Here is a 15,108-nt window from a genome sequence, read left to right as displayed (position 1 = left end):
GAAATTGGTAGACGCACTGGATTTAGGTTCCAGCGCCGCAAGGTGTGAGAGTTCGAGTCTCTCCGTCCCCACCATCAGTAATGAAGCAAGGTATAGAACCTTGCTTTTTTATTGCCTGAAATTTAAGAATCCATTCATCATAAAAAAAGCCCCCATAAGGGGGCTAAGTTTTGATTCATCACGCGAAGTAAGTATGGAGCAATTTTAGGCTTTCAAATGGTCTTCGAATTCTTCACCGAGCTGCATGGCCAAGTTATTTCCCGCGAGGTCGCAGGTCACCAGTCCATATTCTTTTTTAAAGCTAAAAGTAAAGCCACGGTTGTCTGCTAAAGTTTTGACTGAATAACCCAATTTCTCTAACCAAATACGAAAGGCGATGAGGTTTTTTGCTTTCACTACTTTTTTCACGAGGATATTCCTTATTCACTGATAAATTATTAATAGGGATATTTCACGCTTTTTTAAAGGGGATTTTTTTATATATTTTTATTTTTGCTGTTTTTTAGCGCGTAATCAGACTATCCATCATCATGTAGAAATCATAAAGGAAAAGGCTTTATGTGCTAAAAATGGTACAAGATATTGAAAAATAATAAAATTTAAAAGATAGAAATCCCTTTTTATAATATTGCTAAAATGAGAGCTAGAAATATTTTGTAGCGAATAGAAATGTAATGATTTTTTTCAAAGCTGGGATGTTTTGAAAAAGTAGGATCATTCTGTTTTTGTGATGATCATTTGCGTTTAGCATCGTGTGAGTTGGAATTATTTCTGTGGAAATTTTGACAGATGAAAAGCTGATGGTAACAGCGCCAACTGAGCGTTGAATTCAAGAGAAAATCTCTAGACATTATCGGAGTGTTTAGGCTTGTCTGACGAGAGCCTCTGGTATGAAGTAGAGACTGCACTCGTCAGCAGTCTCTCTAGGGGGGCGCTTTAAAAATGGTCTTTCAGATCGCGCAGTCGCTTAAACTCTTCAACGTTTTCTGTACGTAAAAAAGGATTGGTTTCTAGTTCGATTTCAATACTGCTCGGGAGCGTACATTGACCCAAATAGCGCATGGTTTCTACATGATCTAAACGCTCTTGAATGGCAATATTGTCTGGTTCGACATGGTTGGCAAATTTCGCGTTAGAGAGCGTGTATTCGTGCGTACAATAGACTTTGGTGTCGGCTGGCAAAGCTGCTAAACGATTGAGTGAATGGTACATCTGCTCATGTGTGCCCTCAAACACTCGCCCACAGCCCATAGCAAACAGGGTGTCACCGCAAAATAGAGTTTGGATGGATTCGATAAAGTACACAATATGGCCCAGTGTATGACCAGGAACGGCTAAGATATCGACATGTAAATCATGAAATGCAAAGTAGTCATCATCCATCAATGCATGGGTGATAAAAGGAATTTTTGATAATTCCTCCCGTGGTCCATACACAGGAATATTTCGACTTGCGATCAGGTCAGCGACACCGCCAATATGGTCTTTATGCCAATGAGTCAGCCAAATTTGAGCAATGCTTAAACCATGTTTAGTACAATATTCTTCAACTAATCCCGCTTCTGTTGGGTCAATTACTGTGACTTGTTTTGATGTGGTGTGTTCTAGCAACCAAATGTAGTTTTGGAGCTGATTTTTCACATCAATCATATGAACTTGATAAGTCATCTTTTTTCTTCAATGTGTTACATGTATTCATTCTACTGTAGCGGGTACAGACACTGAATTCTAGTCATGAATCATGGAAGACGTAAAAGGATAGGTATTTATTGTTTTATGCTTTCTCTTTCTTGTTATATTGTACTGTTATCTTGGCCATAAAAAACCACGCTAAAAAGCGTGGTTTTTTATGTGTTCAATCTAATTTAGATTAGATTTTACCTACTAGGTCGATTGAAGGAGCAAGAGTTGCTTCGCCTTCTTTCCATTTAGCTGGGCAAACTTCACCTGGGTGAGCGTGAACGTATTGAGCTGCTTTAACTTTACGAAGTAATTCTTGAGCATCACGACCAATACCACCAGCGTTGATTTCAACGATTTGGATTTTGCCTTCTGGATCAATGACAAAAGTACCACGGTCTGCAAGACCAGCAGCTTCGATTAGAACGTCAAAGTTTTTAGAAAGAGTCCAAGTTGGGTCGCCGATTAATGGGTATTGGATTTTACCAATAACTTCAGAAGTGTCGTGCCAAGCTTTATGAGTGAAGTGAGTGTCAGTAGAAACACCGTAAATTTCCACGCCTAATTTTTGGAATTCAGCGTAGTTGTCAGCAAGGTCACCAAGTTCAGTTGGGCAAACGAAAGTGAAGTCAGCTGGGTAGAAGAATACTACAGACCATTTGCCTTTAAGATCTGCTTCAGTTACGTCAACAAATTGCCCGTTGTGATATGCAGTAGCTGCGAATGGTTTTACTTCAGTATTAATTAAGCTCATCATTGTCTCCATGATTGGGGTTTGTATTTAATGCTGTATAGGGTATCGAAATTTTTGTTATTGCTGAAACAGTATTTTTACATTACAAGAATCGGAAAAACCGAATCTTACTCCAGACTATCTCAGCGCATCTGATAATTCTGTTCATTTAGCATGATAAATATGATGACTAAATGACAAAATCATCTATTCCGTAACTCGTCTACAGACATGATGTCCCTAGGCTTAAAATTCAAGGGGATATTTGAAAAAAGTTAAAATTAAAAAAAGTAGGCTGTACTTTCGCTTCGTTGTATTACCACGTAAACTAAGCGATTGATGTTTTTGATGTGGGTATTTTTTCTGTGCAGCGTCCTTTAAATATAGAGCAATTGGTGATGGTCAAAGACCGTCATCGTTTAAACCGACTCAAAAAAGGAAAAGATGCCAACGAAAAGCAATATCAAGCATTATTTGAACAGTCACATTTAAAAGTTTTAGAGCGTATTGAACGCATTCCAAATATTAAACTGAACCAAGACCTGCCTGTTACACAGTATGCAGATAAGTTAATTGATGCCATTCAAAAGCACCAAGTGATTATCGTTGCAGGGGAGACGGGTTCGGGTAAAACGACGCAGTTACCGCAAATTGCGATGTTGGCGGGTCGTGGTTTAACGGGTCTGATTGGTCATACACAGCCACGTCGTTTGGCCGCACGTAGTGTTTCCCAGCGTATTGCAGAAGAAGTTGGTGAAAAACTTGGCGAGTCGATTTCCTTTAAAGTTCGTTTCAATGAACAAGGATCGCAGGACTCTATTGTCCGTTTAATGACTGATGGTATTTTGCTGGCAGAGCTGGCCAATGACCGTTATCTCAATAAATACGACACCATTATTATTGATGAAGCACATGAGCGTTCGCTCAATATCGACTTTATCATGGGTTATCTCAAACAGCTCTTACCCCGCCGTAAAGATTTAAAAGTCATCATCACTTCTGCAACTTTAGATGTAAACCGTTTTAGCCAGTACTTTAACAATGCACCTATTTTTGAAGTAGAAGGTCGTAGTTTTCCAGTTGAACTACGTTATCGCCCTGTATCGGAAATGAGCATTGGCGGTAGTGATGATGATGAGTTTGATGACTTTGAAGAAAACTTACCTCGTGCTGTAGTGCAAGCTGTAGAGGAATGTTTTCAGGATGCACAAGAAAAAGGTCATCCTGAATATGCTGATACTTTAATTTTTGCCAGTACCGAACAAGAGATCCGTGAGTTACAAGAAACTTTGCAAAAGCATGGGCCGCGACATACAGAAATTTTACCTTTATATGCACGCTTGGCCTTGGCTGAACAACAAAAAATCTTTAATCCATCAGGTGGCGGGCGACGCATTATTATCGCCACCAACGTTGCAGAAACAGCACTGACTGTACCCAATATTCGTTATGTGATTGACAGTGGTTTTGCGCGTATTTCTCGCTATAACTATCGTTCACGTGTACAGCGTTTACCGATTGAAGCGGTTTCTCAGGCCGCAGCAAATCAGCGTAAAGGTCGTTGTGGTCGTATTGCCCCAGGTGTATGTATTCGTTTGTATTCTGAGGAAGATTTTCAAAGTCGCCCTGAGTTTACCGAACCCGAAATTAAGCGAACGAACTTAGCTTCAGTTATTTTACAGATGCAAAGTTTAGGGCTGGGTGCGTTAGAAGATTTTGATTTCATTGAGCCGCCAGATCATCGTTTAGTTAACGATGGTCGTAAGTTGTTGGTTGAACTTGGGGCAATGACGGAGAAAGGTAAAGCCCCTGTTTTACAAAGAGGGGTTGGAGGAGATTTAACAGAATCGAGTCAGATTAAAGAAGAGAAATTAAATAAAAATCCTCCTAAATCCTCCTTTAATAAAGGAGAACTTCAAAGCAGCGGATTAACCAAGATCGGCCAACAAATGGCCAAAATGCCAATTGACCCACGTCTGGCCCGTATGATTTTAGGCGGGGCACATTTTGGTGTGTTGAATGAGGTCTTGGTGATCGTTGCTGCTTTGGCCGTACAAGACCCACGTGAACGCCCTGCGGATAAACAAATGCAGGCGGATCAGAAACATGCGTTGTTCCGTGAAGCCGATTCTGACTTTTTGTTCTATCTTAAACTTTGGGAAGCACTGGTTGCCAACCGAGACATGAGTGAAAACAAACGTCGTACTTTTGCCCGTAATCACTTTCTAAGCTGGTTGCGTTTACGTGAGTGGAAGAAAACTCATGAGCAATTGGTTGATTTGGCAAAGGGCTTAAAGCTGTCTTTTAATGAGAAAAAAGCCAATTATGAAAATTTACACCGTGCGCTTTTAACAGGTCTGCTGTCTTTTATTGCCAATAAAACTGATGAACGCAATGTGTTTATGGCGGTGCGTCAGCAAAAGGCCCGCATTTTTCCAGCATCTACCTTGCACAAAACCAATACGCCTTGGGTCATGGCTTTTGAGATGGTGGAAACCTCACAGGTCTATATTCGGACACTGGCAAAAATTGAACCTGAGTGGATTTTGCTTGCGGCAGGTGATTTGCTGAAGCACCACTATTTTGAGCCGCACTGGTCGAAAAAAGCAGGTGTGGTTAATGCCTATGATCAAATTTCACTATTTGGCTTAATTATTGAACCAAAACGTCAGATCAACTATGAAAAAGTTGACCATGTTGCAGCACATGAAATTTTCCTTCGAGATGCACTCACGACAGGGCATTTGGGCATTACACCACCATTTTTAAAACACAACCTGCTTAAACTTGAAGAGGTAGAGCGGGTCGAAGATAAGCTACGCCGCCGTGATTTGGTGGTGGATGAAGAAACCATTTACCAGTTTTATGCGGCTAAAGTTCCTGAAGAGGTGGCAAGTCGTCGTAGTTTTGAAGACTGGCGCGCAACGGTTGAACCACAAAACCCACGTTATTTATTTATTGATGATGATTCGCTGTGGATGAACGACCGTCCAACCACACAGCAATTTCCCGATTTTTTACGTAATGGTGAACTGCGCTTTGCGGCCAGTTACCGTTTTGATCCAAGCCATGACGAAGATGGAGCAACGGTGAAAATCCCGTTGCAAGCCTTGCCTCAGGTGGATGAAAACTTGTGGTCGTGGGGCATTCCTGGCTGGCGTCAGGACTTAATGGAAGCCTTACTCAAAGCACTGCCTAAAGATAAACGTCGTCACTTGGTGCCTATCCCTGATACGGCTGCAAAGCTAATGGCGAAAGTGGATGCGATGCATTTGCAGCAGCATATTTTTAGTTTCTTAGCCTTCCAGTTACGTGGCGAACAAATCACTGAAAAAGACTTTAGCTTTGAGCGAGTTGAACAATATTTGTTGCCACTGATTAAAGTCATTGACGACAAAGGCCGTGTGATTGAACAAGGTCGTGATTTAGCTGAGTTAAAAGCGCGCTGTCGAACGGAAACCCATAGTCCCGTCAAACAACTCAAAGGAGAGTTCCAAACTTTCCCTGAAAGTTTTGTGTTTGAAGCGTCCCAAAAAGTGACGGGCGTGGTGGTGAAGCAGTATCAAGCATTAGTCCCGACCAAGACATTTGCAGCATTGGAACAAAAGGATGAGTCTGGTGTCGTGATTCAGACTTTTAATGATCAAGCTGAGGCAACTAAACAGCACCGCGAGGGTGTACTTCGTTTGGTACATATACAGCTGGGAGATTTGGTCCGTCAGTTGAAAAAGCAAATTTCCAAACCGTTGGCATTGGCGTATTCACCTTTGGGTGATAAGGCAAAATTGGAACAAATGCTGGTTTATGCCACACTGCAAATGTCGATCAATGAACTGCCGGTCAATGCACAAGAGTTTGAAAACTTAGTTGCAAATGTCAAAAAAACTTTTCTGACTCATGGGCAAAAAGCACTGGCAGATGTGACAGAGATCTATATCCAATGGCAGGATATACGTCGAAAGTTGTTGGTTTTAGATGATGCGGTGTTTGGGAAAAATATTGATGATGTTGAAGATCAGCTAGATTTGATGTGTTTATCAAACTTTGTTTACGTAAAATCTTCCGACATTTGGCTTGAATTTCCTCGATATTTGAAAGCATTGGTCTTGCGTTTGGAGCGCCTGCCCAATAACCTACAAAGGGATAATTCTGCCATTGATCAAGTTGACCCGTGGATGGAAAAATTATTTAAGTTTAAAAATGACACTCGCCTTAAAGAATTGTATTTCATGGTTGAGGAGTTTCGGATTTCTTTATTCTCTCAGCCGATGAAAACAAAGATGCCCATTTCTCCGACTCGCTTGCAAAAAGTATGGGAAAAACTTGGAATCAGTTAAACTATAGGTAATTTAAAGAAGGAGTTTTACATGGGCATCCGCATTACAGGTACGGGTCTTTATCATCCTGAAGACATCATTACCAATGAAGAGTTAGTTGAAAGTTTAAATGCTTATGTGGAACAGTATAACCTAGACAATGCTGACAAAATTGCTTCGGGCGAGTTGGAAGCCCGTCGTGGGTCAAGCGCAGAGTTCATTGAAAAAGCATCTGGTGTAAAACGTCGTTATGTGGTTGAGAAGACAGGGATCTTAGATCCGAAGCGTTTACGTCCATTGTTACATGAGCGTTCAAATGATGAACTCTCGATTCAAGCCGAATGGGGCGTGATCGCAGCGAAACAAGCGATGGAAAATGCAGGCGTAACTGCAGAAGATATTGATGTCGTGATTTTGTCATGCTCAAACTTACAACGAGCTTACCCTGCGGTTGCAATTGAAATTCAAACTGCACTTGGTATTCAAGGCTATGCCTACGACATGAACGTGGCATGTTCGGCAGCAACTTTTGGCATTAAACAAGCCTATGATGCAATCAAAGCAGGCGGACGCCGTGTATTATTGGTGAATGTCGAAATCACCTCTGGTCATACCGACTACCGTTCACGGGACTGCCATTTTATCTTTGGTGATGTCGCAACGGCTTCAATCATTGAAGAAACCGACAGCAAAACTGGTTTTGAAATTGAAGACATTAATTTATTCACACAGTTTTCAAATAACATCCGCAATAACTTTGGTTTCCTAAACTTAAGTGAAGTCGATGCAGACATTGAAAATAATCGTTTCGCTCAAGACGGTCGTAAAGTGTTCAAAGAAGTTTGTCCACTGGTTGCCAAAATGATTACAGCACAGCTTGAGAAAAACAATATTGCACCGACTGATGTGAAACGTTTCTGGTTGCACCAAGCCAATGCCAGTATGAATGAATTGATTTTAAAATTGGTTGTGGGCAAAGAACATGCTCAACCCGATTTAGTGCCAATCATTTTAGATGAGTTTGCAAATACCTCGTCAGCAGGGGTCATCATTGCGTTGCACCGCACAGCAGACCAAGTTAATGATGGTGAATATGGCATCCTGTGCTCATTTGGTGCAGGTTATTCTGTTGGTGCAGTACTGGTGAAAAAACACGTTGCATAAGGCTATATGTTACGAGTTGAGTCTGATGCGAAATGGATTGAACGGTTTAACTTCGATCTAAAGGCTAGTTCGCACTGATCTATATTGGTGCTGAGTGGTCAAATGTATCGCAAGCTGTAATGTATATGGCGGATCATTCTAAGTACGTATATTCGATTCGCCGATGTTGGTTGATTATTTTAGTAATCAATATCGCGTGGCTATGGTCAGTATTGCTGATCATGGCCATTTTTATTTGCCACTTTAGTGCAGGACCATAAAAGTTTGGCGCCGTTGATCATGTGTCAGCTTATATAGCGATATTGCTACACAGCAGCGATATTTGATTTGTGGTGGCCGTGAAGCATTAAAGTGCACGGAAAACAGCCCTGCCTAAGTGGTTTTGATGGTTTGAAATAAACTCAATACTTTGCTTTTGGCATTGTGCGGTTTTTTGCTTTAGGTGCTGATTTATCATTGCACAATGATCAACTAAGTTTCTTGTAAATTTTTCAATAAATGAGCAATTTTCATCGTGTGTGTTCTATTGGCTTTGACTTCCATGACTTTATTTTCAATCCACCATAAATACTCAAAAATCTCAGTTTCACTGGATTTTTCACAGATAAAGCGAAATAAATTAGGTAAGTATTCTTCATATTCATCTTGTAGAGCTGGATTACGATAAATACATAGTGGGTCCCAGTCTTTAATCAGTATTTTATTAATCGCATGCAATAAAGATACATGGCGATTTTCCTCGGTAAACATAATTCACCTCCGTTATTCATCGGTTAGTTTGATGTTCTATGTATCAGTAGTCATCATGACTCATTTATCTATTGTTTTCATGTTTGAAAAAATAGCTTACATCGCTTTAAGTTTAAGTAAATAGCAAGGCCAGATAGACAGAAGCCAAGGAAAGATTTCCTTTAAAAAGTCGGTCAAGTTAGGTCTTAGATTTACTTCATAATATTATTTAAAATAGATGTTCTAAAATGGTGCGTAATTACAACTCGGTTTACATTTCGTAATAATTTAAAAATTAAGTTTTGGTGAAATGACACAGTTATCACTAATTCTGCGGATTTCATCATTATTTAAATCCACATCATCCCATTTTTGCATTTGCTCGGTAAGCCAAATGAAGTCTGAAACTTGTGGCAAAGCATGTTCTCTAATAAAGCCGCGAATAATACTTTGAATTAGATAATATTTTTCAACATGTACACTATCAGAACATGGGAAACGAATGATGTTGTAATCGACCAGAACCTGCCATACAGCTTCAAAATTTTCCATTTTTTTGAGTTCATCTTGGGCTTTTTCTATAGCTTGGACTAAGGCTGAAAGTGTATTTGGATTGGATATGGCCCATTCTTGCGTGACTGCCAAAACCTTATCTGCAACCCGCGGAATAATGTCTGTTCCAGTTGCAATAATTTGGCTATAACCTTGAATTTCAGCTTGAGTGTTCCATGGTTCTCCGACACAGAATCCCTCAATGAGTTGATTTGAAATGGCTTCTACCATGTAGGGTGGGGGAAGTGTACGTAGTTGAACATGTTTCGCAAAATCAGGATTGGCCAATGCCAGCCATTCACGTAAGCAATAATGATGGATAGATTGCTTAAAGACATGTGCAATAGCCAGCTGTTGTTTATGCTGCATTGCAGTATAAAATTTATGTGCAGTCACTGCTGCATCGTCATTTTTTTGAATGTTTAGTGCATAACAGAGCTTTTGGCTCAAACTGATAAATGCACTGTTATAGCTCAGAACAAGCGGTGTTTGTAGTGGAATACCGAGTTGATCCTGCGCCAGTGCAGCCGCAGGTAACATCGCAGATAGACAATGGGCTGCATCGAGAAAACCAAAAGCTAAACGGTCTCTTAAGCTCGCCCAAGAAGCTTCTTTGACTAAGCTTACATCTAAACCGACTTCTTCAAAAAAACCTCGTTGTTTTGCCCATAATAAAGCAACACAGTCTAAAAGCGGAATATAGCCCAGTTGAAGTTGCGTCTTTTCTAAATGAGCCATGCCTTAGTCCTTGAATTGAGATTGTAGAAGCTGTTGAGCATCCAACAGTCGTCTTGCCATTTCACCAATAGTCATACGATGGCTCATGGCATTTTTACGTAATAGCTGAAAAGCATCATCTTCGGACAGGTCGTGTAGTTGCATAAGTAATACCTTTGCACGCTCTACATCTTTACGGTCTGCAAGTTTATTTTTAGTATCTTGTAAATCGGAAAGTAGCTTTTTGTGTTTACGAAACTGCTCGATAGATATTTCTAAAATACTTTTTAACTTTGACGGGTCTATACCATCCACAATATAAGCTGTAACACCTGCATCTATGGCACTTTTAATCGTGTCTTTATGGCTGTTTTTAGTAAATAAAACAGTAGGTAAGTTGAACTGGCTCACGCAACTTTCAATAATATCCCGTTGTGGGTGATCCATATCTAATAAAATAACGTCTGCATTTAATTGCTCAAGGCGATTAATATTCAAGTGATCTATAATCAGGCAGGCAACTACATCGAAATCATGTTCGATAAGGGATGTACGAATAAATTGTGCGCGTTCTTGATTGTCGTCAATCAAAGCGATTTTCAGTTTAGGCATGCTGTACAGTGCTCAGGTAAACCTGAAAAATGGGATCTAAAATTGTGCTAGCAATTTAAATGCCAAATGTATGAAAATCCAGCTTTATCTCAGATTGGTGAGTCAATTTTTTACGTAGAGATTCGCTATAAGCTGTGTATACCGAGTAAAAAAGACTTTAATCAAAGAAAAATATGTATCTGAGTTGCTTGTCTAAACAAGCCTGTTTAAACACATTGGATGAAATAGAAGCCTAACACAAATTAAAATATACAGCTTGAAGTACAAATTACTTTTGAAGAGTAACGGGAGACCCACTAGAGAGCACAGAGACAATTCAAAAATTCGTTGTTTGCTCAGCGATAATGCAAAATGCACCAATAGTGATCACGCCGTTAAGAAGTCGAAAAAACATGAAGTTGCCTCTTGAAAAGGACGGGCTGATATTGGCTATAGTGCAAGTATTCTAATTATAAAAAACAATAAAAATCATTATATTAACTAGTTTCTTTAAATGTTGGCACAATCATTGCTTAATCTTAATCGAGTCAAAGACGACTCTAAATCAAATTTGTAAGACGGCCAACGACGTCCGTTCTGATCGCTTCTACACCACAAGTTTTTGTGTTGTGGAAAAACAATACGCTCAGTTCTGTCTGGAGAAGGTTATGTCTTCAAATTTAAATGCTAAAAAAGCAACAAAAATAAGTCTTTTTAGTTTCAATGGCGCAGCAATGAGAGCCTTCCACATGAGTTGGCTCGCCTTTTTTGTCTGCTTCTTTGCATGGTTTGCCTGTGCGCCATTGATGCCTGTTATAGCAGGTGAATTTCATCTCACAAAAGATCAAATCGCCAATATTAATATTGCAGCCGTAGCCATCACCATTCTTGTTCGTCTGATTGTAGGTCCACTGTGTGATAAATACGGTCCACGCAAAACATATACAGCACTTCTTATCCTAGGCAGTATTCCAGTTTTTGGCGTTGCTTCAGCAAATAGCTATGAATCATTCCTCTTCTTTCGTTTGCTTATCGGTGCAATTGGTGCAAGTTTTGTCATCACTCAGTATCACACTAGCATCATGTTTGCACCAAATGTAGTTGGAACTGCAAATGCGGCGGCAGCAGGTTGGGGAAATGCTGGTGGAGGTGCAACACAAGTACTTATGCCATTGATGCTTGGTGCTTTAGTGATGTTTGGTGTTGAGCAATCTATGGGCTGGAGAATTGCATTACTTGTTCCAGGCATATTGATGCTGATTGTCGGTTTGATGTATTGGAAATTTACACAAGACTGTCCACAAGGCAACTTTAAAGAACTACGTGCAGATGGTGTAAGTGTTGGTTCTGATAAAAAAGGCGGTGTGGCTATTTTGATGCATGCTGCAAAAAACTATCGTGTTTGGATTTTGTTTGGTGCTTATGCTGCATGTTTTGGTATCGAAATCTTCATTCATAACATCGTCGCAATGTACTACGTAGATCACTTTAAATTTGGTTTAAAAGAAGCAGGTATGGCTGCGGGCATTTTCGGCTTACTGGCTCTATTTGCCCGTGCATTTGGTGGCATTGTTTCAGACAAAATTGCAACTAAAAAAGGCTTAGATGGTCGTACTAAAGTTCTATTTGCAATGATCTTGATGGAAGGTCTGTTCTTAATCGTATTTTCACAAATGAATACAGCAGTCCTTGCCATTCTCGCAATGACCGTATTTGCATTGTTTACTCACATGGCTTGTGGTGCGACTTATGCATTGGTTCCATTCATTGACCGTGATGCTTTGGGAGGTGTCGCAGGCATTATCGGTGCTGGTGGTAACGTTGGTGCTGTGGCTGCAGGCTTCTTGCTTAAAGGGATGTTGGATATTCAAACCACACTCATGATTCTAGGTGGCTTGGTCGTCATCGCCGCAAGTTGTGTGCTCATGATTCGTTTCTCCGTAGAACACAAAGAGAAAGAGCAAAAGTTATTTGAAGCTGCGTTACTTGAGCGAAATAGCGTGGAGCAAAATGCTTCAACTGTAATCAAACAAAGCGTTTAAGCCAAAATAACAACAGGAATTAAGGAGAATTGATATGAAATTAGTGATGATTGGTCATGGCATGGTAGGGCATAAATTCATTGAATCTGTGCTAGAACATGCAGGTGATGATGTTGAAATTACGATCTTGGCAGAAGAGCCACGTTTAGCGTATGACCGTGTACATTTAACTGAGTATTTTACAGGTAAATCTGCAAAAGATTTGACCTTATGTCGTGCGGACTTTGCCGATGCTTATGGTATAGATCTCCGCTTAGCGACTAAAGCAACTGCAATTGATACAGTAAATAAGTTGATCACCACGAATCATGGCGATGTGATCAGTTATGACAAGTTGGTGCTCGCAACGGGTTCTTATGCCTTTGTTCCTCCAATCCCAGGAAATGATCGTCAAAACTGTTTCGTATATCGCACCATTGAAGATTTAGATGCAATTCGTGCAGCAAGTCTGACCGCAAAGTCTGGTGTGGTGATTGGTGGTGGATTACTCGGTTTAGAAGCGGCTAAGGCACTACGTGATTTAGATTTGGAAACACATGTGGTTGAGTTTGCACCACGCTTGATGGCGGTTCAAATTGATGATTTAGGCGGTAAAGTTTTACGTTCTAAAATTGAGAATCTTGGGGTAAAAGTTCATACACAAAAAGCAACATCATCCATCGAAGATGGTCTTAATGCTACACACGTGATGAAGTTTGGAGATGGCTCTGAACTTGAAACAGATATTGTGTTGTTTTCAGCAGGGATTCGTCCACGTGATGAATTGGCGCGTCAAAGCGGTTTGGCTGTTGGCGAGCGTGGCGGTATTGTCATTAATGATTATTGTCAAACTTCTGATGCTGACATTTATGCGATTGGTGAATGTGCATTATGGAATAACAAGATCTACGGTTTGGTTGCTCCAGGCTACGACATGGCACGTATTGCAGCAAAACATGTGACAGAACAAGCTTGTCCAGAGTTTGCGGGTGCAGATATGAGCACCAAATTGAAGCTTATGGGAGTAGATGTTGCTTCTGTCGGGGATGCGCATGCGATGACACCGAATGCACTAAGCTATTTCTATGCAGATGAAGACACGATGGTCTATAAAAAGATTGTTGTGAATGCCGAAAAAACGAAATTATTAGGCGCAGTACTGGTGGGTTGTGCAAAAGAGTACAACGACTTATTACAAATGATGCTGAATGGATTAGCAGTTCCAGAGAATCCTGAAAGCTTAATCATGCCGGGTTATGCTCAATCTTCAGCAAAAACAGGTGGAAGTGGTGTTGATCTGCTCCCAGACAGTGCAACGATTTGTTCATGTAATAACGTGTCTAAAGCAGATATTTGTAGCGCAATTGCAGAGGGTTCGACGTCTTTAGGAGCTCTAAAAAAATGCACTAAAGCGGCAACAGCATGTGGCGGATGCGCAGCGTTAGTGACGCAAGTATTAAAATCTGAATTACAACGCCAAGGCGTGACTGTAAATAACCATATTTGCGAACACTTTGCTTATTCACGCCAAGAGTTGTATCACTTGGTACGAGTGAATGAAATCAAAAGCTTTGATGATTTGATTCAACAACATGGTCATGGTTTAGGCTGTGATATTTGTAAACCAGCTGCAGCAAATATTTTAGCATCGTGTTGGAATGATTTTGTTTTAAAACCAAGCCATGCTGGTCTGCAAGACAGTAATGATTACTATCTAGGAAATATCCAAAAAGACGGGTCTTACTCGGTTGTACCTCGTATGGCGGGTGGAGAAGTGACACCAGATGGTTTGATTGCAGTGGGTCAAATTGCCAAAGAATACGGTTTATATACCAAACTGACAGGCGGTCAACGTGTTGACATGTTTGGTGCTCAAATTCACCAATTGCCAGAAATTTGGGAAAAGTTGATTGCCGCTGGTTTTGAATCTGGACATGCCTACGGTAAATCACTGCGTACAGTGAAGTCGTGTGTTGGCAGTACATGGTGTCGTTATGGGGTTGATGATTCTGTTGGTTTAGCAATTTTCCTTGAAAATCGTTACAAAGGCTTACGTTCACCACATAAATTAAAAATGGCAGTTTCGGGTTGTACACGTGAATGTGCTGAGGCGCAAAGTAAAGATGTGGGTGTGATTGCAACCGAGAAAGGCTGGAATTTATATGTTTGTGGTAACGGTGGGATGAAACCACGTCATGCAGAATTATTGGCTTCAGACTTAGATACACAAACGCTGATTCAATACATTGACCGTTTCTTCATGTTCTATATCCAAACTGCGGATCGTCTCCAACGTACATCAGTATGGCGTGACAACATGGAAGGTGGTTTAGATTATTTAAAAGACGTTATTGTAAATGATTCTTTAGGTCTGGCTACTGAACTTGAGAATCGCATGAGCCATGTGGTTGGAACGTATCAGGATGAGTGGCGTACTGCGGTTGAAGACCCAGAGGTGCGTAAGCGTTTTGTCACCTTTATCAATGCAAAAGCTGAACAACAACAAGATCCGCATATTCAGTTTGCTTCTGTACGTGGACAAATTCGTCCGAAAACTGAAGCGGAACGTGATAGCAGCCGTATTCCTGTGGTTGAAGCTTAACAA

The 15,108-nt window shown here is 40.6% G+C and carries 10 protein-coding genes; 4 read left to right on the top strand and 6 right to left on the bottom strand.

Annotation, left to right across the window (positions count from 1 at the left end; genetic code table 11):
• Positions 1–204: 204 nt before the first annotated feature.
• The 3 genes from ACE01U_RS05185 to ahpC form a co-directional block, all read right to left on the bottom strand.
• Positions 205–408 carry a hypothetical protein gene (locus tag ACE01U_RS05185; RefSeq protein ID WP_004696295.1) on the bottom strand — a complete coding sequence of 68 codons (204 nt, stop codon included), beginning with the start codon at positions 406–408 and terminating at the stop codon, positions 205–207.
• Positions 409–936: 528 nt separating this feature from the next.
• Entirely contained in the window at positions 937–1,668 is a 732-nt protein-coding gene (gene gloB, locus ACE01U_RS05180) for a hydroxyacylglutathione hydrolase (RefSeq protein WP_395578873.1), read from the bottom strand.
• 202 nt (positions 1,669–1,870) lie between these two features.
• Positions 1,871–2,434 carry an alkyl hydroperoxide reductase subunit C gene (gene ahpC / locus ACE01U_RS05175; protein ID WP_004982189.1) on the bottom strand — a complete coding sequence of 188 codons (564 nt, stop codon included), beginning with the start codon at positions 2,432–2,434 and terminating at the stop codon, positions 1,871–1,873.
• 344 nt (positions 2,435–2,778) lie between these two features.
• Here ahpC and ACE01U_RS05170 point away from each other — a divergent pair, with 344 nt between their 5' ends.
• Positions 2,779–6,750 carry a DUF3418 domain-containing protein gene (locus ACE01U_RS05170; protein WP_395578872.1) on the top strand — a complete coding sequence of 1,324 codons (3,972 nt, stop codon included), beginning with the start codon at positions 2,779–2,781 and terminating at the stop codon, positions 6,748–6,750.
• A 30-nt stretch (positions 6,751–6,780) separates the two neighbouring features.
• A complete protein-coding gene (locus ACE01U_RS05165; protein WP_119063498.1) occupies positions 6,781–7,893 on the top strand; it encodes a beta-ketoacyl-ACP synthase III in 1,113 nt (370 codons plus the stop codon).
• Between the two features lie 471 nt (positions 7,894–8,364).
• On the opposite strand, the gene ACE01U_RS05160 is transcribed toward ACE01U_RS05165, so the two are convergent.
• The 3 genes from ACE01U_RS05160 to ACE01U_RS05150 all read right to left on the bottom strand — a co-directional run bounded on the left by ACE01U_RS05160 (position 8,365) and on the right by ACE01U_RS05150 (position 10,503).
• Positions 8,365–8,643 (bottom strand): hypothetical protein, encoded by a 279-nt coding sequence (locus tag ACE01U_RS05160; protein WP_086208378.1) that lies wholly within the window; start codon positions 8,641–8,643, stop codon positions 8,365–8,367.
• Between the two features lie 267 nt (positions 8,644–8,910).
• Positions 8,911–9,912 carry an ABC transporter substrate-binding protein gene (locus ACE01U_RS05155; protein WP_086208377.1) on the bottom strand — a complete coding sequence of 334 codons (1,002 nt, stop codon included), beginning with the start codon at positions 9,910–9,912 and terminating at the stop codon, positions 8,911–8,913.
• Positions 9,913–9,915: 3 nt separating this feature from the next.
• Entirely contained in the window at positions 9,916–10,503 is a 588-nt protein-coding gene (locus ACE01U_RS05150) for an ANTAR domain-containing response regulator (RefSeq protein WP_119063497.1), read from the bottom strand.
• Positions 10,504–11,150: 647 nt separating this feature from the next.
• Between ACE01U_RS05150 and ACE01U_RS05145 the strand changes: the two genes are divergently transcribed.
• Entirely contained in the window at positions 11,151–12,524 is a 1,374-nt protein-coding gene (locus ACE01U_RS05145) for an MFS transporter (RefSeq protein WP_086208375.1), read from the top strand.
• A gap of 34 nt (positions 12,525–12,558) precedes the next feature.
• On the top strand, positions 12,559–15,105 hold the full coding sequence (gene nirB, locus ACE01U_RS05140; RefSeq protein WP_086208374.1) for a nitrite reductase large subunit NirB: 2,547 nt from the start codon (positions 12,559–12,561) through the stop codon (positions 15,103–15,105).
• Positions 15,106–15,108 lie beyond the last annotated feature (3 nt).

It is taken from the genome of Acinetobacter halobius (assembly GCF_044130335.1).
GTDB lineage: Bacteria > Pseudomonadota > Gammaproteobacteria > Pseudomonadales > Moraxellaceae > Acinetobacter.
This window is presented reverse-complemented; position numbering and strand designations above follow the sequence as displayed.